This window comes from Caballeronia sp. LZ028 (assembly GCF_031451415.1).
Taxonomy (GTDB): domain Bacteria; phylum Pseudomonadota; class Gammaproteobacteria; order Burkholderiales; family Burkholderiaceae; genus Caballeronia; species Caballeronia zhejiangensis.
On record NZ_JARUXN010000004.1, the window covers coordinates 1,342,921 to 1,364,070 of the forward strand.

Genomic DNA, 21,150 nt, shown 5'->3' on the forward strand with positions numbered 1-21,150 from the left:
ACCACCGGTTCATCCATCGCCGATGACCGGGCAACCAGGGAGCAACCATGTCGACTGTCACGACCGATTCCGGTCTCAAATACGAAGACGTCACCGTTGGCGAAGGCACTGAAGCCGTCGCCGGCAAGACCGTCAGCGTGCATTACACGGGCTGGCTCACGGACGGCCAGAAGTTCGATTCGAGCAAGGACCGCAACGACCCCTTCGCCTTCGTGCTGGGCGGCGGCATGGTCATCAAGGGCTGGGACGAAGGCGTGCAGGGCATGAAAGTGGGCGGCGTGCGCCGTCTCACGATTCCGCCGCAACTCGGCTACGGCGCGCGCGGCGCGGGCGGCGTGATTCCGCCCAACGCCACGCTCGTGTTCGAAGTGGAACTGCTCGACGTCTGAGCGTTTTCCGCATGAGCGCGCCGCTTCATCGTCCTGCCGTGTCGTTGCGCCGCTATGAGGCGGCGCAGGCGTCGGACGTGCACGACTTTCATCAGATCGTGCTCGGCCTCGACGGGTCGATGGAGATGGCCGTCGACGGCAACGGCGCACGCATCGATTGCAGGGGTGCGTGGATCATCCCGGCGGGCGCGCGCCACGATTACTGGGCCGAGGGCGACAATCGCCAGCTCGTGCTCGATCTGCCCGCCACGTCCGTCGCGGTGCCCGAGCGCTACTTCGAACGGGCGCGCGCGATCGTCATCGATCCGCGCATCACGCAAGCCGTCGCCGATGTCGCCCGTCGCGCGCATCTCGCGGATGCGCATCTCGCGGACCGCTTCGCATGGCAAGCGGCTGCGCATCTGTGCGGCGCGCTGATGCACGACACCGACGATTCCATCGACGCGATGCGCGGCCTCGATTTCGCGCGCATCGACCGATGGTTGCGCTCGCAACTATCGGCGCCGCTGCGTATCGCCGATCTCGCCGCGCATTGCGGCTTCGGCATGCGGCGCTTTCATCAGCTCTTCAACGAAGCGTTCGGCGAGACGCCGCATCGCTATCTGCATCGGCTGCGGCTCGACACCGCGTTGACGTTGCTCGCCGACTCGCGCGCGTCGCTCACCGATATCGCGCTCGATGTCGGTTTCGCCGATCAAAGCGCGTTCACGCATGCGTTCTCGAAACGCTTCGGCATCTCGCCGGGGCAATGGCGCAACGGCGGTTCATCCGATTCACGCGACAGACCGGCGCGTATGACGGATGCGTGACAGCGCGCGATTTCGAGCGCATTCGCCGATTGCTTCTCGACGCGCAACCCGAGCGTCTCCATGCCATTCGACAGCACCCACGCAAGCGCTTGGCCGCTTCCGCCGCGCTCGAAAAGCAGAAGCTCGAAGGCTCGAGACGCAAAAAAGCCCGCTTGGTCCTTGCAGACGAAGCGGGCTCGTTCGAAGCGCCGAAAACTTACTCGACCGATAGTTGCAAATGCAACTGTGAGCGCGCCATGCCGCCCTCTTGCGCGTCGCTCGCAGCATCGCGATCCGACTGCGATTGCGGCGCAAGACGTGCGGACTCGATGCGATCGAGATAATCGGTCGTCACGTCGCCAGTGATGTAGTTGCCGTCGAAGCACGACGCTTCGAATTCCTTCAACGCCGGATTGATGTCGCGGATCGCGTTCTTCAGGTCTTCCACGTCCTGATAGACGAGATAATCCGCGCCGATCATGCGTGCGACTTCCTCATCGCTGCGGCCGTGCGCAACGAGTTCGCCGCGCGTCGGCATGTCGATGCCGTACACGTTCGGGAACTTCACCGGCGGCGCGGCGGACGCGAAGATCACTTTGTTCGCGCCGGCATCGCGGGCCATCTGCACGATTTCATGCGAGGTCGTGCCGCGCACGATGGAATCGTCGACGATCAGCACGTTCTTGCCCTTGAACTCGATGCCCATCGCGTTGAGCTTCTGACGCACCGATTTCTTGCGCACCGCCTGACCCGGCATGATGAAGGTGCGGCCCACGTAGCGGTTCTTGAAGAAGCCTTCGCGATACTCCACGCCGAGCTTCGCGGCGACCTGCATCGCGGCGGGGCGCGACGAGTCGGGAATCGGCATGACGACGTCGATCGGCACATCCGGCAGCACGCGCTTGATTTTCTCGGCGAGGTAATCGCCCATGCGCAGACGCGCGTTGTAGACCGGCACGCCGTCGAGGCACGAATCCGGACGCGCGAGATACACGAGCTCGAAAATGCACGGATTGAGCTCGGGCTTCTCGGCGCATTGGTGGCTGTGCAGATTGCCTTCCGCGTCGATGAAAATCGCTTCGCCCGGTTCGACATCGCGCACGAATTCGAAGCCGATGCCTTCGATCGCCACCGATTCCGACGCGACCATCCACTCGACGCCCGTCGACGTTTCGAGCTTGCCGAGCACAAGCGGACGAATGCCGAACGGATCGCGGAACGCGACGAGACCGTAGCCCGCGATCAGCGAGACGATCGCGTACGAGCCCTTCACACGGCGATGCACGCCCGCGACGGCTTTCCACAGCGCGGTCGCATCGAGTTGCAGGCCCGAGCTCGCGAGCTGCAGTTCGTGCGCGAAGACGTTGAGCAGCACTTCGGTGTCGGATGCGGTGTTGATGTGCCGGCGGTCGATGCGGAACATCTCGTCCTTCAGCTGCATCCAGTTCGTCAGATTGCCGTTATGCGCGAGGATGATGCCGAACGGCGCATTCACGTAGAACGGTTGCGCTTCTTCCTCGCTCGATGCGGACCCGGCGGTCGGATACCGCACCTGGCCGATGCCGACGTTGCCCGGCAGACTGCGCATGTTGCGCGTGCGGAACACGTCGCGCACCATGCCGTTGGCTTTGTGCATGTGGAAGTTATTGCCGTTCGCCGTGGCGATGCCCGCCGCGTCCTGTCCGCGATGCTGGAGCAGGAGCAAGCTGTCATAGATCAGCTGATTGACGGGACTTTGGGAAACTACACCTACGATGCCGCACATGGCATGGTCCTTCAAAGAGTCGAAACGGGTAGACAAGGCGTTGCCCGGATCTCTTCGACGCTTCTCTCAAAAACTGGCCGTGACGTGGCCGGGGCGAAGCGTCTTCGAGCCGTCGCGCGTTCCTCGTGTAGCCGGCCGTTCGTCTATTGTGCGGCGTTGGGCGCCAGGCCGCCCGGTTCGGGAGCGACGTGCACATACGCGGCGAGCGTATCGGGGAGCAGCGGTTTCAATTCGCGCACGCCTTGCTCGGCCATCGGCCGCAGCAGCGCATTGCGCCAAAAATCTTTCTGAGGCAGTTCGGTCAGGCCAGCCAGGGCGACCAGAATAACTACCAATATAGCCCCTCTGACGAGGCCGAACAGCAAGCCCAACGAGCGGTCCACGCCGCGCAGGCCGGTGACTTCCGTGATGCGCGTCAATAGCGCCGACAGCACGCTCGATACGAGCAGCACCGCCCCGACCACCAGCACGAACGCCACGAGCCACTGCGTAAGCGCGCCGCCGGGCCACGTCGACGGGATATACGGCACGACGAGCCCGACGAACCGTCCCGCGATCAGAATGGCGGCGACCCAGCCGACCAGACCGAACGCTTCGGCCAACAGGCCGCGCCACATGCCGCGCAGCGCGGACAGGCCGATCACGGCCATCACGGCGTAGTCGAAAGCGGTGAACATCGAGCCGGCTTAATTCGATGCCCGGGTGCCGCCGCCCAGGCCGGCCTGCCGCACCTTCACGAGCGCGGCCTGCGCCGACGCGCGATCCGGGAACGGCCCCGCGCGCAACAGCGACTTGGTCGCGCCGTCCGACTGCTTGCGATGTTCGAGATATGCGGGCACACCCGCGGACTTCAACTTGTTGACCCAATTCTGCGCGGCGGTTTCGTCGTCGAACTGGCCGATCTGCAGCACGAAGCGGCTGCCCGCCGGCGACGACGGCGTGTTGGCCGCGCCTGCCGCGGCGTTCGCCGCGGTGTTTGCGTTGGCTTGTTCGGAAGGCTCGGCCGCTTGCGGCTTCGCGTTCTGGCTCGCCACGGCTGCGGGCTTCGACGGCTTCGCTTCCGGCTTGGCTTCGGCTTTCGCGTCAGGCTTCGCTTCCGGCTTCGGCTCGGGCTTTGCCGTCGCGGCAGGTGCCGCGGCTTGCGGCTGCGTCACGCCGGCGGAAACACTGCCCGACGCACCCGACGGCGCGTCGTGCGCGACACCGGCTTGCGTGTCGGCGTCGTTGGCGTCGCGCGACTGCTTCGCGGCGGGCGCCGGGCGGTTGGGAATATCGATGGAAATGTCGTCGGTGACGGGCTTCGGACGCGAATCGAGCACCATCGGCAGGACGATGACGGCGGCGAGCACCAGCGCGATCGCCCCGACGAGCCTGCGGCGCGCGCGCTGCTTCTCGGGCAGGGTGGGATCGAGCATCATCGCGTCGGCGTCGGTGCGCTCGGATCTGCGCGTGCGGCGTTCCGTGCGGACGGTGTGACGCGAGCCGCGCGATGAATCGGAATATGCGTCGCGACCGGAGTCGTCTTTCTTGCCGAACGAAAAGAGTCCCATGTATCGCTTGGTGCTGACGGCCGACCGTCTCAATGATGCTGCTAGTTATGCTGCATTCGACGGTAGGCCATGACGCCGGCTACCGTGTAGAAACTGCCGAAAACCAAAATTCTATCATTTTCAGACGCCCGGCTTAACGCATCTTGAAAAGCCGCCGCAGGTGTTTCAAAGCGAGAAACGCTGCTGTCGGCGCTGTCGTTGACACCAGCGTCGCGCAATGCGTGTTCCAGTTGCTCCGCCGACGCGGCGCGCGGCGTGGGCAGCGCGGTCACGTTCCAGTGATCGATCTCGCCCTTGAGTTGCTTCACGACGCCTTCGATGTCCTTGTCGCCCATCGCGCCGAACACCGCGTAAGTGTACGGAAAGTAGCCCATGTTGCCGAGATTTTGCGACAACACGGCGGCTGCGTGAGGATTGTGCGCAACGTCGAGAATGATTTGCGGCTTGCCCGGCAGCACCTGGAAGCGTCCCGGCAACTCGACGTTCGCCAGGCCAAGCCGAATGTCCTGCGCCGAAACCGGCAGACGGTCGCGCAGCGCTTCGAGCGCGGCCAGCGCCGCCGACGTGTTGATAAGCTGATTCGCGCCGCGCAGCGCCGGATAGGCCAGCGCCGAGCGCCGCTGCTCGCGCCCGATATAACTCCATTGCTGGCGCTCGTTGCCCGGCTGGGCTTCGTAGCGGAAATCGCGTCCGACGAGCCACAGGTCCGCGCCGATCACCTCGGCATGTTCGATGAGAGTCTGCGGCGGCGACGGATCTCCGCACACTGCCGGCTTGCCCGTCCGGAATATGCCCGATTTCTCGAAGCCAATTTTTTCGCGCGTGTCGCCGAGATAGTCCGTATGGTCGATGTCGATGCTCGTGATCACAGCACAATCCGTATCGACGATATTCACCGCGTCGAGACGCCCGCCGAGCCCGACTTCGAGAATCACCGCGTCGAGCTTGCGCGACGCGAAGAGATGCAGGATCGCAAGCGTTGTGAACTCGAAGTACGTCAGCGAAACCGGCTCGGGCAGGCTGGCGCGCGCCTTTTCCACGGCCGCGAAATGTTCGAGCAGATCGGCGTCGCTCGCCTCCGCGCCGTCGATGCGCGCGCGCTCGTTGAACGTCAGCAGATGCGGCGACGTATGGCAACCGACGCGATACCCCGCGCGCAGCAAGATCGTTTCGATGATCGCGCAGGTCGAGCCCTTGCCGTTCGTGCCGCCGACGGTGATGACCGGGCAGTCGAAACGCAGGCCGAGCGCATCCTTCACCTTGCCGATGCGCGCGAGGCCCATGTCGATGCCGACCGGATGCGCCGCTTCCAGATGGGCGAGCCAGGCGTCGAGAGTCGGGAATGTGTTCATTTTCGAGATCGCAAAAACAAAAGCGCCGCGCGGAACCTCGCGGGGTTCACGCGCGGCGCGGCGCTACGTACATTCGGGTCAGGCGACGGAATCGGCGGGTTGCCGCGTCATCAGCGCCATCAATTGGGCGATTTCTTCGCGCATCTTGCGGCGATCCACGATCATGTCGACCGCGCCCTTCGTCAGCAGGAACTCGGCGCGCTGGAAACCTTCCGGGAGCTTCTCGCGCACGGTCTGCTCGATGACGCGCGGGCCGGCAAAGCCGATCAGCGCCTTCGGCTCGGCAATCACGACATCGCCCAGGAACGCGAACGATGCGGACACACCGCCCATCGTCGGGTCGGTCAGCACGGAAATGAACGGCAGCTTCGCGTCCGCGAGTTTGGTCAGAAGCGCAGTGGTTTTGGCCATCTGCATGAGCGAAAGCAGGCTTTCCTGCATGCGCGCGCCGCCCGAGGCCGTGAAGCAGATGAACGGCACGTTCTGCTCCAGCGCGTTGCGCGCGCCGCGCACGAAGCGCTCGCCGACCACCGAGCCCATCGATCCGCCCATGAACGAGAATTCGAAGCACGCGACGACACACGGAATCGTGTGGATCGCGCCGCCCATGACGACCATGGCGTCGGTCTCGTCCGTATCTTCCATCGCTTCCTTGATGCGATCCGGATACTTGCGGCTGTCCTTGAACTTCAGCGCGTCGACCGGGACGACTTCCTGGCCGATTTCATAGCGGCCTTCCGGATCGAGCAGGCGGTCGAGCCGCTCGCGCGCGCCGATTCGCATGTGATGGCTGCACTTCGGGCATACGTGCAGATTCGCCTCGACGTCGTTGCGATACAGCACCGCTTCGCACGACGGACACTTCACCCAAAGGCCCTCGGGAATGCCCTTGCGGCTTTTGGGATCGGTTTGCTTGATCTTCGGCGGCAGCAGTTTGTCGAGCCAGCTCATCGTTTTTCCTTGACTGATCGGTTGCCGCGCGGCGCACGCCCGAATCGGGCGGCCCGCGGCGGCGCGTATTTTACTGTGCGGCGTCGAGCGCCTGACGAATTTCGGCGATGAAGCTCGTCAGCGACGCGGCCGCGGTGTCCGGCTTCGCGTCTTCGAGCAGCTGCACGAGGCGGCTGCCGATGACGACGGCGTCCGCGACATCGGCGACGGCGCGCGCGGTCTGGGCGTCGCGAATGCCGAAACCGACACCGACCGGCAGGGGCACACGCGACTTGATGGCCGGGATTTTACTCGCGATGCTGGAAACGTCCAGATTTGCGGCGCCGGTCACGCCTTTCAGCGATACGTAGTAGACATACCCGCTCGCAATCTTGCCGACCGCCGCGACGCGCTCGTCCGTCGATGTGGGCGCGAGCAGGAAGATCGGATCGATGCCGGCGGCGCGCATCGACGCGCCGAAGCTCTCCGCTTCCTCCGGCGGGTAATCGACCACCAGTACGCCGTCGACGCCCGCTTCCTTCGCAGCTTTCGCGAACGCGTCGGCGCCCATGCGCTCGATCGGATTCGCGTAACCCATCAGCACGACGGGCGTTTTGTCGTCGGTTTCGCGGAAACGCGCGACGTCGGCGAGCACGCGCTTGAGCGTCACGCCGCGCGCGAGCGCCCGCTCCGACGAACGCTGGATGACGGGGCCGTCGGCCATCGGATCGGAGAACGGCACGCCCAGTTCGATGACGTCCGCGCCGCCCTTCGCCAGCGCGTGCATGAACTCGACGGTTTGTTCCGGATTCGGGTCGCCCGCGGTGATGAACGGAATCAGCCCTTTCTTGCCCTGTGCGGCGAGCGCCGCAAAAGTATTCTTGATGCGGGACATGAGATTTCTCTTAGTCGTATTCGTTGGCGTCGGACGCATTTGAATGCATTTGACGCGATCAGCAGCGAAAAAGACGCTATTCGGCTTGGGCGGCGGTGCCGGTCGCGACGAGTGTCTTGCGTCGAACGCGGGCGGGCTCTGCCGGCTCGAGCCGTGCAGCGCGCGCTTCGGCAATGCGGCTTTCGGCGATCGCGCAGTAATCCGCGTTGATCTCGTAGCCCGTGAATTGCCGGCCATGACGTGCGCACGCGACCGCCGTCGTGCCGCTGCCCATGAACGGATCGAGCACGCGCCCACCCGGCGGACAGCTCGCGAGCACCATGCGCTCGACGATTTCCAGCGGCTTTTGCGTCGGATGATCCACCCGCTCCGCGTGCTGCCGATGCAGACGCGACACGGACCAGACATCCTTCGGGTTGTAGCCCAGTTCGAGCCACTTGCTGCCTTCGAAAATCTTCCGCGACCGCGCCTTTTTCGTTTCTGCGTCGTAAGGGATGCGCACCGGATCGAGATCGAAGTAGTAGTCCTTCGATACCGCGAAATAGCCGATGTTGTCGTGCACTGACGTGAATTTCCGCGTCGTTCCGCCCATGCTCGGCACGCGACGGTCCCAGACGATCTCGTTGATCATCAAAAGGCGGCGCTTGAGGAACACGAACAGTTCGGGCGAATACTGCCAGGTGCAAAAGATATACAGCGAACCGCTCGGCTTGAGTTTCGGAATCGCGAGATCGAGCCAGCGATAAGTCCACTCGAGAAAAGCGTCGCCGGACAACATGTCCGAGTCGTTCCCGTAGTCCTTGCCCAGACCATAAGGCGGATCTGCGACGATCAGATCGATCGACGCGTCGGGAATATTCTCGGCATCGGCCAAGAAGTCGCGGTTGCGGATGTCGCTGCCGGCGCCCTGCAGGGCGCCGACGGACAACGGCTCGTCGATGACGTTGCGCATCTATCTGAGGCTCAGAACTGAATGCCCGATCGCTCGGCGACCGTATGCATGTCCTTGTCGCCCCGGCCGGACAGATTGACGAGCAACACCTTGTCGCGCGGCAACGTCTTCGCGAGCTTCGCGCCATAAGCGAGCGCGTGGCTCGATTCCAGCGCGGGGATGATGCCCTCGATCCGGCAGCAGTCGTGGAAGGCCTTGAGCGCTTCGTCATCGGTGATGCCGACGTATTCCGCGCGTCCCGCGTCCTTCAGCCACGCGTGTTCCGGACCGACGCCCGGATAGTCGAGCCCCGCCGACACCGAATGCGTTTCGATGATCTGCCCGTTTTCGTCCTGCAGCAGATACGTGCGATTGCCGTGCAGCACCCCCGGGCTGCCGCCCATCAGCGACGCCGCGTGGCGCCCGGTGTCGATGCCGTCGCCCGCCGCTTCGACGCCGATCAATCTGACGTCTTTATCGTCGATGTACGGATAAAAGATGCCCATCGCATTCGACCCGCCGCCGACGCACGCGATCACGGCATCGGGCTGGCGACCGGCCATTTCGGGCATCTGCACGCGACATTCGTCGCCGATCACGCGCTGGAAGTCGCGCACCATCATCGGGTAAGGATGCGGCCCCGCCACCGTGCCGATGATGTAGAACGTGTTTTCGACGTTCGTCACCCAGTCACGCATGGCTTCGTTGAGCGCGTCCTTGAGCGTCTTCGACCCGGATTCGACCGGCACGACCGTTGCGCCGAGCAGCTTCATCCGATAGACGTTCGCCGCCTGACGACGCACGTCTTCCGCGCCCATGTAGACCACGCACTCCATGTCGAATCGCGCGGCAATGGTCGCCGTCGCCACGCCGTGCTGGCCCGCGCCGGTTTCGGCGATCACGCGCGGCTTGCCCATCTTGCGGGCGAGCAGCGCCTGGCCGATCACGTTATTCACCTTGTGCGCGCCCGTGTGATTCAGGTCTTCGCGCTTCAGATAGAGCTGCGCGCCGCCAAGCATCTCGCTCCAGCGCTTCGCGTGATAAATCGGCGACGGACGACCCACGTAATGCTTGAGTTCGTACTCGTACTCGGTGATGAATTCGGGATCCTGACGTGCCGCGTCATACGCGACGCGCAATTCGTCAAGTGCATGGATGAGGGTTTCGGAGACGAACACGCCTCCATATTGGCCGAAATGGCCTCTTTCGTCTGGCAAGTTGTACATTGCGTCACTCTCTCGGTTACGTAGCCGGCAGCGCGGCCCACGTTCGATTCACCCGGCGTCCGCCTCGCGCACCGCGCGCACGAACGCCGCCATTCGGGCGGGATCCTTCACGCCCTTGGCGCCCGGCACTTCGATGCCGCTCGAGACATCGACCGCGTACGGGCGCACACGCCGAATGGCGTCACTGACGTTTTGCGTGTTCAACCCACCACTCAAAACGGCCCGATGCCCGAGATCTGTTGGGATAAGTGACCAATCGAATACCTTTCCACCGCCGCCGAAGCCCTCGACGAGCGCGTCGAGCAAAAGGCCGCCTGCGGCTTTGAACGTGAGAGACGATTCTATCAAATGGCTTGTGGACGCATCAGACCCGATTCGCAATGCGCGCCAATAGGATAAACCCGCAATCGACGCCAGCGCCTCGCATTGTTCCGGCGTTTCGTCGCCGTGAAACTGCAGCAGCGAGAGCGGCACGTTCGACGTGACTTCGCGAATCCATTCGGGCGTCGCATTGACGAAAAGCCCGACCGCCGACACGAGCGGCGGCACGTGCCGCGCCAGTTCGACGGCCTGTGCGACGCTCACCGAACGCGGGCTCGGCGGATAGAACACGAAACCCACGGCGTCCGCGCCCAGCGCGACGGCGTGCTGCACGTCCTCGACGCGCGAAAGTCCGCATAGCTTGATGCGGGTGCGATGCAAATCTCGGTCTGTCATTTCGGCTCTGCCCAAATGGCGCTCCAGGGCATGCTGGCGATATGCGGCGGCGGCACCGCGAAGTGTTCAGGATAGCCGACCTCGGCCAGATACAGCCCGTCGGGCATGAAAGTCGGCGCGGCAGCGCGGCGGTCGCGGGCGGCGAGCACGTCCGCCATCCACGACGATGGATGACGGCCCCGTCCGATCGCGACGAGGCATCCCATCAGATTGCGCACCATGTGATGCAAAAACGCGTTGGCGCGAAAGCGAAAGTGGACGAAGTCGCCCTGCTCGCGTACATCGATCTGATAAAGATGCTTGACTGGCGTTTTCGACTGGCAATCGGCGGCGCGGAACGACGAAAAATCGTGCTCGCCGATCAGGCACGCGACCGAATCGCGCATCGCTGCCACGTCGAGCGGCGTGTGCACCCAGCCCGCGCGTTTCGCGAGCATGGGCGAACGCACCGGATTGACGTAGAGAACGTAGAAATAAGTGCGTTCGAAAGCCGCGAAGCGCGCGTGGAAATCGTCGGGCATCGGCTTCGCCCATTGCACCGCGACGGTGTCGGGCAGGAACGCATTCGTGCCGCGCACCCACGAAAACTCGGCGCGATCCAGAGCGGTATCGAAATGCACGACCTGACCGAGACCGTGCACGCCCGTATCGGTGCGCCCGGCGACGACGGTCGGAAGCGGCGTCTGCGCGAATTGCGCGAGCGCGCGCTCCAGTTCGTTCTGGACCGTCTTCCCGTGCGGCTGCGACTGCCAACCGCAAAACGCCGCGCCGTCGTACTGAATCCCTAAAGCGATACGCATCTCAGGAATGCGGTGCAAGCGTCGACAAGAGCGTGGCGGCCCGCTGGCGCGTCGCCGGATCGTTCGATTCGATCACTTCCTGGAGCAACGTGCGCGCGCCCGAAAGGTCGCCCAGTTCGATGTATTCGGCTGCCAATTCGAGCTTATTGCGCGCGATGGTCGCCAGTTGGCCCGGCGTCAGGGCAGGCAAAGCCTCCGTCGCGTTCGACGTCGGCCCGAGATCGAAATCGAGACTGAGCGGGCCGAATTTTGTCGCGCCCAGGCCAGCGACCGATGCCGCGCCCGCCGTACCCGCTTCGATTTGAGACGCAACGGACTGGGCTTGCGACTGGCCTTGCCGCGCTGCTTCGAAATGCGCCACCGGCTGCGGCATGAACGGCGCCTGCTGGATTGGCTGCGTGCCGCCAGGCGGCTGTTCCAGCGCTGCGGGAGGCGTCTCGAGCGGCGGATTTTTCAGCGACGATGCAGCCGTCTCCGGTCCGGTCGCGCCGGGCGGCTTGATCGTCAGTTCCAGACGCGGCGGCAGTTCCATTTCGAGCGAACCGAGCGCCTGGATCGCGTCCTGGGGGAACTTCGGCATTGGGAAGCGATGCGCGAGCACCGGCTCTTCGTCCGGCGCGATGCCGGATTTTTCCGCCTCGCGCGCTGCCAGTTCTTCGATGTCGCGCTGCTCGGCGGCGCGTTGCTCTGCGGCTTGCTCTTCGGCGGCGCGCGCCTGAAGTTCGCGCAGTTCCGCCTCGCGCGCGATGATCTCGCGTGCCGCGTTCTCACGCGCCAGCTCTTCGCGTTCGGTGACCTGACGCAATTCGGCCTCGCGATCCGCACCGGCATGACCCGCCTGCTCGCGTGCGAGTGCTTCCCGCGCGGCGGCTTCGCGCGCGCGGATTTCACGCTCTTCGGCCTCGCGCGCGGCGGCCTGGCGTGCCGCGGCTTCGCGCTCTTCGACTTCCCATTTCTCGGCTTCCCGGCGCGCCGCTTCGCGCGCTTCGATCTCGCGCGCATGCTGCTCGCGCTGTTCGTGGGTGTCCGGTTCGCTGGCTGGCGGTACGAAATCGGGATGACGTGCAGCTGGCGCAACAGGCACGAACGGCTCTTCCGGTTGCGAGCGGTTCGCCTCGACGAGTGCTTCATCCGCCGCGGTCGACGGCTTTGCCTCGGTCGCCGGCGGCAACGCATCTTCGGACGGAGCGACGGGCGTCTGGGCTACTTCAGCGTTGCCGATGCTCGCGGCGGCCGCAGCCAGTCCGGACTGATCGCGCGCCGGCGACTTGCCTTGGGCACCGGCCGCCGCCTCGCGCGCCTTGCGCAGCGCTTCGTTGCGGGCGTCGGCGTCGGCCTGGGCTTCTTCAAGACTTGCGAACGTACGGGGCGCGCGATCGACGTCGTTGTCGTTCGTCGCGACTGCTCGCTTCTTGCGCCGCATTCTGAGCAGCAGGACGCCGATCACGACGATCACGATCGCGATGATGAAGGGCGACAGACCGATGGTCGCCGCTGCCACGCCGCTGCGGCTGGCCGGTTCCGGTGCGGCCGTGGCGGGCGCGCTTGCGGGCGCGGCGATTGCCGATGCGGCCTCCGGCGTCGCACGCTCCGGCGCCGCCGTCGCGCTGGCTTGCGGCTCCGCAGCCGATGCGGGCGCCGCGCTCTCCGGCGCCGGTGTGGCGGTATCCGCCGACGAAGACGCAGGCGCGGACGTTTCGGCGGGCGCGGTCTGCTGCGCCTCGGGCGCCGACGCTGCGGCCGGCGGCGCGCCGCTCAGATCGGCGGGCACGTTCAGCACCGCGCCGAGTTTCAGCTTGTTGATGTCGTGGCTGCTGAAGGCGCTCGGATTGGCGTCGAACAGGGCACGCGCGGCTTTCGCGCGGACGTCGCGATCTTTGGATCCTGTGAGTTCGCCGGCGACATCGCTCAACGATTGTCCCGGCTTGACCGCGTAGGTTTGCCCGGTGGCGGCGGAGGCCTGCGCGAGCGCATCGCCGGGATTCGCCCAGAACATCGCGCATGCGGCGAGACTTGCCGCGGCGAGCGCCGCACGCGATGACGAAACGAAAGACCGGCGAGTTCGATGGATCATTGAGGCTCCGGGTGCGGCAAAAATTGAAACATAAAGCGAAGACCGCTCGATAAACACGGCGTTGCAACAAAGCTCCACAAAAACAAAAAAGCGCCGCGTGAAACGCGACGCTTTCGAGCAAGACACGCGCTTCAGGCGCGTAGTTTACTTTACTTGTCGAGCAGAATGCGCAGCATGCGGCGCAGCGGCTCGGCGGCGCCCCACAAGAGTTGATCGCCGACCGTGAACGCCGACAGATATTCGCCGCCCATCGCGAGCTTGCGCAGACGGCCAACCGGCACCGTCAGCGTGCCCGTGACGACCGCGGGCGACAGATCGCGAATCGATGCTTCGCGCTCGTTCGGCACGACCTTCACCCAGTCATTCGCCGACGCGAGAATGCCGTGCACTTCGTCGAGCGGCACGTCCTTCGTCAGCTTGATGGTGAGCGCCTGCGAGTGGCAGCGCATCGCGCCGATACGCACGCAGAGGCCGTCGACGGGAATCGAGCCCGGCGTACCCATTGCCGGCTTGCCGAGGATCTTGTTGGTTTCCGCGCCGCCCTTCCACTCTTCCTTCGACATGCCGTTGCCGAGATCCTTGTCGATCCACGGAATCAGCGAGCCCGCGAGCGGCACGCCGAAGTTGTCGACGGGCATGCGCTCGCCGTTCATCGCGGCGAGCACGCGGCGGTCGATGTCGAGAATCGCCGACGACGGATCCGCCAGGTCTTCCTTCGCCGAACCGTAGAGCACGCCCATTTGCTGAAGCAGCTCGCGCATGTTCTGCGCGCCCGCGCCCGACGCGGCCTGATAGGTCATCGCCGTCGTCCATTCGACGAGGTTCTCGCGGAACAGGCCGCCGAGCGCCATCAGCATGAGGCTGACCGTGCAGTTGCCGCCGATGAAGTCGCGGCCGCCCTTCACGAGCGAATCCTTGATGACGTCCAGGTTGACCGGATCGAGAATGATGACCGCGTCGTCCTTCATGCGCAGCGCCGACGCCGCGTCGATCCAGTAGCCCTTCCAGCCCGCCGCGCGCAGCTTCGGATACACCTCGTTGGTGTAGTCGCCGCCCTGGCACGTGATGATGGCGTCGCACTTTTTCAGGTCGTCGATGCTCGTTGCGTCTTTGAGCTTCGTCTCGTTTTTGGCGAACGACGGCGCGTTGCCGCCCGCATTGCTGGTGCTGAAAAACACCGGTTCGATCAAGTCGAAATCGCCTTCCTGCTGCATGCGCTGCATCAGGACGCTGCCGACCATCACGCGCCAACCAACGAGACAGACGATCATGACTAACCTTTAACTGTGGACGCTTCCCCGCATCTTTACCCGGCGTGGCCGCGCGGGGAAGACGCTCGGACACGAGGGACGATCAGCGAATCGTGATCGCTTTGATGGAGATTTTCGTAATGCGCGTTTTAGCCGTGGCTCGAGTGGCCACGATGCGCGTGCTGATGGCGAGTTCCGTCGCGAGCGACTTTGAGCCGCGTCCGATGGAATCCAGAGAGAATTGAGAGTTCTTCGCCATAGCAAAGCAATATACACGATAACCGGACGTTTTCGACGGCGTCATGCTGCAGATGCGTGAAAATCGGGCGGATCGTGCGCGAACATCGGTAAAAAGAGACGATCGGCCGCTTTAATGCTTCAGCGCGCCGATCGTCTTTCTCGCGATTACAGCGCCTTCAGCACCGCGTCGCCCATTTCCTTCGTGCCGACAACCTTGCCGTCCGCCGTCGCGATATCGCCGGTGCGGTAGCCCTGCTCGAGCACTTTCTTCACCGCGCTTTCGATGCGATCCGCCTGCTCCGTCTTGCCGAGCGAGTAGCGCAGCATCATGGCCGCCGAAAGAATGGTCGCGAGCGGATTCGCCACGCCCTTGCCCGCGATGTCCGGCGCCGAACCGTGCGACGGCTCGTACAGGCCCTTGTTGTTCTTGTCGAGCGACGCGGACGGCAGCATGCCGATGGAGCCGGTGAGCATCGCCGCTTCGTCCGACAGAATGTCGCCGAACATGTTGCCGGTCACGACGACGTCGAACGCTTTCGGCGCCTTCACGAGCTGCATCGCGGCGTTGTCGACGTACATGTGCGACAGCTCGACATCCGGATATTCCTTCGCGACGTCGATCATCGTGTCGCGCCACAGCTGCGACGTTTCGAGCACGTTCGCCTTGTCGACGCTCGTCAGCTTCTTCTGGCGCTTTTGCGCGGCGGCAAACGCGACGTGCGCGATGCGGCGCACTTCGGGCTCGGAATAGCGCATCGTGTCGAAGCCTTCCTTCGCGCCCGCGAACGGGCCGTCCGGGGCTTCTCGCAAGCCGCGCGGCGCGCCGAAATAGATGTCGCCGTTCAATTCGCGGACGATCAGGATGTCGAGACCCGACACGATCTCCGGCTTCAACGACGACGCGCCCGTCAATTGCGGATAGCAGATCGCCGGACGGAAGTTCGCGAACAGTTGCAGATGCTTGCGCAGGCCGAGAATCGCCTGCTCGGGACGCAGCGCGCGTTCGAGCTTGTCGTACTTCCAGTCGCCGACGGCGCCGAACAGGATCGCATCGGCTTCCTTCGCGAGCGCCAGCGTGGAATCGGGCAGCGGGTGCCCCTTCGCCTCGTAGCCCGCGCCGCCGACCGGCGCCTCTTCCAGCTCGAACTTCTCGCCGAGCGCGTTCAGGACTTTGACCGCTTCGGCGGTGATTTCGGGACCGATGCCGTCGCCGGGGAGAACTGCAATTTTCATCTTTCGCTTCCTTTATGCGCGGTTATCCAACGAGCCGGTTATTCAGCCACGGCTGCTTCGCGAGGCGTTCGGCCTCATATTGCTTGATCTTGTCCGCATGACGCAGCGTGAGACCGATGTCGTCGAAGCCGTTCAGCAAGCAATACTTGCGAAAGCCCGGCACTTCGAACGCATACTCGGTGCCGTCGCCGGTACGCACGACTTGCGCTTCGAGATCGATCGTCAACTGGAAACCAACGAACGCGTAGGTCTCGTTAAACAGCTTGTCGACCTGCTGCTCCGTCAGCACGACCGGCAGAAGACCGTTCTTGAAACAGTTGTTGTAGAAGATGTCCGCGAAGCTCGGCGCGATGATCGCGCGAAAGCCGTATTGATCGAGCGCCCACGGCGCGTGTTCGCGTGAGCTGCCGCAGCCGAAATTCTTGCGCGTGAGCAGAATCGACGCGCCTTGATAACGCGGCTGATTCAGCACGAAATCCGGGTTGAGCGGACGCTTGCTGTTGTCCTGTCCGGGCTCACCGACGTCGAGATAACGCCATTCATCGAACGCGTTCGGACCGAAGCCGGTGCGCTTGATCGACTTCAGGAACTGCTTCGGGATGATCGCGTCCGTGTCGACGTTCTCGCGATCCAGCGGCGCGACGAGGCCGCTGTGCACAATGAATTTTTCCATGATCTTTCTCAGTGTCCCGATCGATTAAGCGAGCTTGCGTACGTCGACGAAATGGCCTTCGATCGCGGCGGCGGCGGCCATCGCGGGGCTCACGAGATGCGTGCGTCCGCCCGCGCCCTGACGGCCTTCGAAGTTGCGGTTCGACGTCGATGCGCAGCGCTCCCCCGCTTCCAGGCGGTCGGCGTTCATCGCGAGGCACATCGAGCAGCCCGGCTCGCGCCATTCGAAGCCGGCGTTCGTGAAGATCTTGTCGAGGCCTTCGCGTTCGGCTTGCGCCTTCACGAGACCCGATCCCGGCACGACCATCGCGAGGCGAATGTTCGACGCGACGCGCTTGCCCAGCGACTTCACGACGTACGCGGCGGCGCGCAAGTCTTCGATGCGCGCATTCGTGCACGAGCCGATGAAAATCTTGTCCGGCTTGATCGATTCGATCGGCGTGTTCGGCTGCAATGCCATATAACTCAGCGCGCGTTCCATCGCGTCGCGCTTGACGGGATCTTTTTCCTTGTCGGGATCGGGCACGCGGCCGTCGATCGACGTCACCATTTCCGGCGACGTGCCCCACGTCACTTGCGGCACGATCTCGGCGGCATTCAGCTCGACGACGCGATCGAAGTGCGCGCCGTCATCGGATTTGAACTGACGCCAGTATTCAACCGCCTGATTCCACTCGACGCCCTGCGGCGAGTACGGACGGTCCTTCAGATAGTTGATGGTCGTGTCGTCGACCGCGACCATGCCGGCGCGCGCGCCCGCTTCGATCGCCATGTTGCAGACGGTCATGCGGCCTTCCATCGTGAGCGCGCGGATGGTCGAGCCGCCGAATTCCATCGCGTAGCCCGTGCCGCCCGCCGTGCCGATCTTGCCGATGATCGCGAGCACGATGTCCTTCGCCGTGCATCCGCGCGGCAATTGGCCTTCGACCTTCACGAGCATGTTCTTGCTCTTCTTCTGCAACAGCGTTTGCGTCGCGAGCACGTGCTCAACCTCCGACGTACCGATGCCGTGCGCCAGTGCGCCGAACGCGCCGTGCGTGGACGTGTGCGAATCGCCGCAGACGATGGTCATGCCCGGCAGCGTCGCGCCCTGCTCCGGCCCGATGATGTGCACGATGCCCTGACGCAGGTCGTTCATCTTGAACTGCGTGATGCCGAAGGCGTCGCAGTTCTGATCGAGCGTATCGACTTGCAGCTTCGAAACCGGATCGGCGATGCCGTGCGAGCGGTCGGTCGTCGGCACGTTGTGATCGGACACCGCCAGATTCGCGCTGATGCGCCACACCGGGCGCTCGGCCAGCTTCAGGCCCTCGAAGGCCTGCGGGCTCGTCACTTCGTGCAGCAGGTGACGGTCGATGTAGAGGATCGAGGTGCCGTCCTCTTCCGTGTGGACAACGTGCGTATTCCACAGTTTGTCGTAGAGAGTCTGTGCCATGGTGAGCGCTTTCGTGTGTGACTGCGGGGATTTATCGGTGTACGGCTCGTGAATCGATTATGCCACCACCCGATGAGAATTGGATACTAGGATACGGAAAAAACCCATTAAAAACAGATAGTTATTGTAGTGGTTCCAGTACCCGGATGGCGACTACCCGGCTGAACCTCGAGCGCATCGCGACGCTGTCCTTAGATCCTATGCCATTTGGCCGAATGTTCGCCGCACGATGCGCGCAATAGGCTGTCGTCAGCGCTCACGATCCGCGCAGTAATAACATTGTATTGACGGCTCTTTCGACAGGTAATAACATCGTGCTTCCATACTCTTCAGTAGTCGACGACATGCGAACCACCATCAGAAAAATGGGCAACTCCCAGGGCATCCTGATTCCCAAGCCGCTGCTCGCGCAATTGGGCTTGGAGAACGAGGTCGACATGGAGGTCGAGAACGACGCGATCGTCCTGCGTCGGCCCCGCGACAAAGCGCGTCAAGGTTGGGCCGAAGCCAGCAAGCTGATTGCGCAAAGCGGCGAGGACGGACTCGTCATGGGCGAATTCGGCAACGACGACGACGGGGAGCTCGAATGGTAGTGCGTGGAGAAGTCTGGTCGGTCGCGCTCGATCCCACCTTGGGCAGCGAAATTCAGAAAACGCGTCCGTGCGTAGTGGTGTCGCCGCCGGAGATGCACGACCATCTGCGCACGGTCATCGTCGCGCCGATGTCGTCGAAGGGAAAACCTGCGCCTTTCCGCATTCCCATTGCTTTCAAGCGGAAGCAGGGATTGATTCTTCTGGATCAGATTCGCACGGTGGACAAGCTGCGGCTCATCAAGCGGGAAGGCAGCATCGCGGACAACACGCTGACCGACGCGCTTCATACCTTGCAGGAGGTGTTCGCGGATTGAATCCGGCGCCGTCTCTGCGCGCGGCGAGCAAAAAAGCAAAAGCCCCGGCGATTTCTCGCCGGGGCTTCGATACAACTAAAACTCGATCAGCTTAGCGCTTTGCCAGCGGCTTCGCTTCACGCGGCGTCTGGCCGATGAACAGCTGACGCGGACGGCCGATCTTCTGCTCAGGATCGGCGATCATCTCGTTCCACTGCGCGATCCAGCCGACGGTACGAGCCATCGCGAAGATGCAGGTGAACATCGACGTCGGAATGCCCAGCGCGCGCTGCACGATGCCCGAGTAGAAGTCGACGTTCGGATACAGCTTGCGCGACACGAAGTATTCGTCTTCCAGCGCGATCTTTTCAAGTTCCATCGCGAGCTTGAAGAGCGGGTCGTCGTGCAGGCCGAGTTCGTTCAGCACTTCGTGGCACGTCTCGCGCATCAGCTTCGCGCGCGGGTCGTAGTTCTTGTACACGCGGTGTCCGAAGCCCATCAGCTTCACGCCCGAGTTCTTGTCCTTCACCTGCTTGATGAACTCAGGAATGTTGTCGACCGAGCCGATCTCTTCGAGCATGTTCAGCGCGGCTTCGTTCGCGCCGCCGTGCGCCGGACCCCACAGACATGCGATACCGGCTGCGATACACGCGAACGGATTCGCACCCGACGAACCCGCGAGACGCACCGTCGACGTCGACGCGTTCTGCTCGTGGTCCGCGTGCAGGATCAGAATACGGTCGAGAGCGCGCACGAGCACGTCGTTGACCTTGTACTCTTCGCACGGGTTCGAGAACATCATGTGCATGAAGTTCGCGCTGTACGACAGTTCGTTCTTCGGATACACGAACGGCTGACCGATGCTGAACTTGTACGCCATCGCGACGAGCGTCGGCAGCTTCGCGATCATGCGGATCGCGGAGACTTCACGGTGACGCGGATCGTTGATGTTCAGCGAGTCGTGATAGAACGCCGACAGCGCGCCGACCGCAGCCGTCAGCACGGCCATCGGGTGTGCGTCGCGACGGAACCCGCGGAAGAAGAAGTGCATCTGCTCGTGCACCATCGTGTGACGCGTGACGGTGTCCACGAATTCCTTGTTCTGCGCCTCGTTCGGCAGTTCGCCCTTCAGCAGCAGATAGCACGTTTCGAGGAAGTCCGCGTTCACGGCCAGTTGCTCGATCGGGTAGCCGCGATACAGCAGTTCGCCCTTGTCGCCATCGATATACGTGATCGCCGAATTGCACGCCGCCGTCGACATGAAGCCCGGGTCATACGTGAACTTGCCGGTCTGACCGTACAACTTGCGGATGTCGATCACGTCCGGGCCCATCGTGCCCTTGTAGATCGGCATTTCGACGCTCGGCGAGTTGTCGCTGAACGATAGCGTGGCTTTAACATCTGACGGGGTCATAGCACATCCTCAATCGAAGTATGGATACAGGTTTTCGATAATTTGCACGACGGAAGCTGCGCGGCAAAACTGTTTTATCGGCCTGTGTGCAGTGCAACAGGCCTATTTTGCAAAACTCCGCGAATTCCTGCTGGAATCACACGGTGCGCAGCATTTCCAGCAAGCGGGTTACGTCCGGCGTCGCCAGGTCGCCTTCAGGCTCCGTGCGCGCCAGCAGCAAGTCCATCAGTTCGTTGTCGCTCAGCTCCAGCAGGCGGGTCAATGCGGCCACGTCGGCGTCGCTGAGGTCATGCTCATATCGGCTGAAGAAACGATCGAAGATCAGATCGTTTTCCAGCAGGCCGCGCCTTGCGCGCCAACGAAGGCGCGCGCGGCGAAGAGGGTCGGACTGGTGAGATTCGTCCATTTCAAACCGCCCGTCGCACCATCAATTCCTTGATCTTGCCGATCGCCTTGGTCGGGTTGAGCCCCTTCGGGCACACGTCGACGCAATTCATGATCGTATGGCAACGGAACAGACGATACGGATCTTCCAGGTTATCGAGGCGTTCGCCCGTCGCCTGATCGCGGCTATCCGCGATGAAGCGATACGCCTGCAGCAAG

General features: G+C 63.4%; 22 protein-coding genes and 1 pseudogene. 4 read left to right on the forward strand and 19 right to left on the reverse strand.

The window, feature by feature from the left end; genetic code table 11:
• Positions 1 to 47 precede the first annotated feature (47 nt).
• Positions 48 to 389, forward strand: a complete 342-nt coding sequence (locus QCE58_RS28860) for an FKBP-type peptidyl-prolyl cis-trans isomerase (RefSeq protein WP_008354031.1) — start codon at positions 48 to 50, stop codon at positions 387 to 389.
• Between the two features lie 11 nt (positions 390 to 400).
• A complete protein-coding gene (locus QCE58_RS28865) occupies positions 401 to 1,198 on the forward strand; it encodes an AraC family transcriptional regulator (protein ID WP_250460453.1) in 798 nt (265 codons plus the stop codon).
• Between the two features lie 196 nt (positions 1,199 to 1,394).
• Here QCE58_RS28865 and purF read toward each other — a convergent pair whose 3' ends face one another.
• From purF to leuC, 16 genes are all read right to left on the reverse strand, one after another.
• A complete protein-coding gene (gene purF, locus QCE58_RS28870) occupies positions 1,395 to 2,942 on the reverse strand; it encodes an amidophosphoribosyltransferase (RefSeq protein ID WP_008354035.1) in 1,548 nt (515 codons plus the stop codon).
• Between the two features lie 143 nt (positions 2,943 to 3,085).
• Positions 3,086 to 3,619, reverse strand: a complete 534-nt coding sequence (locus QCE58_RS28875; protein ID WP_008354036.1) for a CvpA family protein — start codon at positions 3,617 to 3,619, stop codon at positions 3,086 to 3,088.
• A 9-nt stretch (positions 3,620 to 3,628) separates the two neighbouring features.
• Positions 3,629 to 4,492: an SPOR domain-containing protein gene (locus QCE58_RS28880; protein WP_175983190.1), complete on the reverse strand. Its 864-nt coding sequence runs from the start codon at positions 4,490 to 4,492 to the stop codon at positions 3,629 to 3,631.
• 41 nt (positions 4,493 to 4,533) lie between these two features.
• The gene (folC, locus tag QCE58_RS28885) at positions 4,534 to 5,844 is read right to left on the reverse strand and encodes a bifunctional tetrahydrofolate synthase/dihydrofolate synthase (protein ID WP_250521497.1); all 1,311 of its coding nucleotides are present in this window, start codon (positions 5,842 to 5,844) and stop codon (positions 4,534 to 4,536) included.
• 78 nt (positions 5,845 to 5,922) lie between these two features.
• Positions 5,923 to 6,795 (reverse strand): acetyl-CoA carboxylase, carboxyltransferase subunit beta, encoded by an 873-nt coding sequence (gene accD / locus QCE58_RS28890; RefSeq protein ID WP_008354039.1) that lies wholly within the window; start codon positions 6,793 to 6,795, stop codon positions 5,923 to 5,925.
• Positions 6,796 to 6,865: 70 nt separating this feature from the next.
• Positions 6,866 to 7,669 (reverse strand): tryptophan synthase subunit alpha, encoded by an 804-nt coding sequence (gene trpA, locus QCE58_RS28895; RefSeq protein ID WP_175983188.1) that lies wholly within the window; start codon positions 7,667 to 7,669, stop codon positions 6,866 to 6,868.
• Positions 7,670 to 7,745: 76 nt separating this feature from the next.
• Positions 7,746 to 8,621, reverse strand: a complete 876-nt coding sequence (locus tag QCE58_RS28900) for a site-specific DNA-methyltransferase (protein WP_008354042.1) — start codon at positions 8,619 to 8,621, stop codon at positions 7,746 to 7,748.
• 11 nt (positions 8,622 to 8,632) lie between these two features.
• Entirely contained in the window at positions 8,633 to 9,826 is a 1,194-nt protein-coding gene (gene trpB / locus QCE58_RS28905) for a tryptophan synthase subunit beta (RefSeq protein ID WP_309780515.1), read from the reverse strand.
• Positions 9,827 to 9,874: 48 nt separating this feature from the next.
• On the reverse strand, positions 9,875 to 10,543 hold the full coding sequence (locus QCE58_RS28910) for a phosphoribosylanthranilate isomerase (protein ID WP_250440367.1): 669 nt from the start codon (positions 10,541 to 10,543) through the stop codon (positions 9,875 to 9,877).
• Positions 10,540 to 11,343: a tRNA pseudouridine(38-40) synthase TruA gene (gene truA, locus QCE58_RS28915; protein WP_250435446.1), complete on the reverse strand. Its 804-nt coding sequence runs from the start codon at positions 11,341 to 11,343 to the stop codon at positions 10,540 to 10,542. The genes QCE58_RS28910 and truA overlap by 4 nt, the downstream gene beginning before the upstream one ends.
• 1 nt (position 11,344) lies before the next feature.
• Entirely contained in the window at positions 11,345 to 13,417 is a 2,073-nt protein-coding gene (locus tag QCE58_RS28920) for a FimV/HubP family polar landmark protein (protein ID WP_250521496.1), read from the reverse strand.
• A 149-nt stretch (positions 13,418 to 13,566) separates the two neighbouring features.
• Entirely contained in the window at positions 13,567 to 14,688 is a 1,122-nt protein-coding gene (asd, locus tag QCE58_RS28925) for an aspartate-semialdehyde dehydrogenase (RefSeq protein ID WP_309780516.1), read from the reverse strand.
• An 82-nt stretch (positions 14,689 to 14,770) separates the two neighbouring features.
• Entirely contained in the window at positions 14,771 to 14,971 is a 201-nt protein-coding gene (locus QCE58_RS28930; RefSeq protein WP_152563205.1) for a hypothetical protein, read from the reverse strand.
• A 101-nt stretch (positions 14,972 to 15,072) separates the two neighbouring features.
• A complete protein-coding gene (leuB, locus tag QCE58_RS28935) occupies positions 15,073 to 16,140 on the reverse strand; it encodes a 3-isopropylmalate dehydrogenase (RefSeq protein WP_008354048.1) in 1,068 nt (355 codons plus the stop codon).
• Positions 16,141 to 16,162: 22 nt separating this feature from the next.
• Entirely contained in the window at positions 16,163 to 16,813 is a 651-nt protein-coding gene (gene leuD / locus QCE58_RS28940) for a 3-isopropylmalate dehydratase small subunit (RefSeq protein ID WP_008354049.1), read from the reverse strand.
• A 24-nt stretch (positions 16,814 to 16,837) separates the two neighbouring features.
• Complete coding sequence (leuC, locus tag QCE58_RS28945) at positions 16,838 to 18,247, reverse strand: 3-isopropylmalate dehydratase large subunit (protein ID WP_008354050.1); 1,410 nt, start codon at positions 18,245 to 18,247, stop codon at positions 16,838 to 16,840.
• A 344-nt stretch (positions 18,248 to 18,591) separates the two neighbouring features.
• On the opposite strand from leuC, the gene QCE58_RS28950 reads away from it, so the two are divergent.
• Together QCE58_RS28950 and QCE58_RS28955 are read left to right on the forward strand one after the other, a co-directional pair.
• On the forward strand, positions 18,592 to 18,840 hold the full coding sequence (locus QCE58_RS28950; RefSeq protein WP_008354051.1) for an AbrB/MazE/SpoVT family DNA-binding domain-containing protein: 249 nt from the start codon (positions 18,592 to 18,594) through the stop codon (positions 18,838 to 18,840).
• A complete protein-coding gene (locus QCE58_RS28955; RefSeq protein WP_008354052.1) occupies positions 18,834 to 19,154 on the forward strand; it encodes a type II toxin-antitoxin system PemK/MazF family toxin in 321 nt (106 codons plus the stop codon). Before QCE58_RS28950 ends, QCE58_RS28955 begins: the two co-directional genes overlap by 7 nt.
• Positions 19,155 to 19,245: 91 nt before the next feature.
• On the opposite strand, the gene gltA is transcribed toward QCE58_RS28955, so the two are convergent.
• The 3 genes and pseudogenes from gltA to sdhB all read right to left on the reverse strand — a co-directional run.
• Positions 19,246 to 20,547 carry a citrate synthase gene (gltA, locus tag QCE58_RS28960; protein WP_008354054.1) on the reverse strand — a complete coding sequence of 434 codons (1,302 nt, stop codon included), beginning with the start codon at positions 20,545 to 20,547 and terminating at the stop codon, positions 19,246 to 19,248.
• Between the two features lie 136 nt (positions 20,548 to 20,683).
• Positions 20,684 to 20,953: a succinate dehydrogenase assembly factor 2 gene (locus QCE58_RS28965; RefSeq protein ID WP_008354055.1), complete on the reverse strand. Its 270-nt coding sequence runs from the start codon at positions 20,951 to 20,953 to the stop codon at positions 20,684 to 20,686.
• 1 nt (position 20,954) lies between these two features.
• Positions 20,955 to 21,150, reverse strand: a pseudogene (sdhB, locus tag QCE58_RS28970) (succinate dehydrogenase iron-sulfur subunit); the annotation flags it as partial.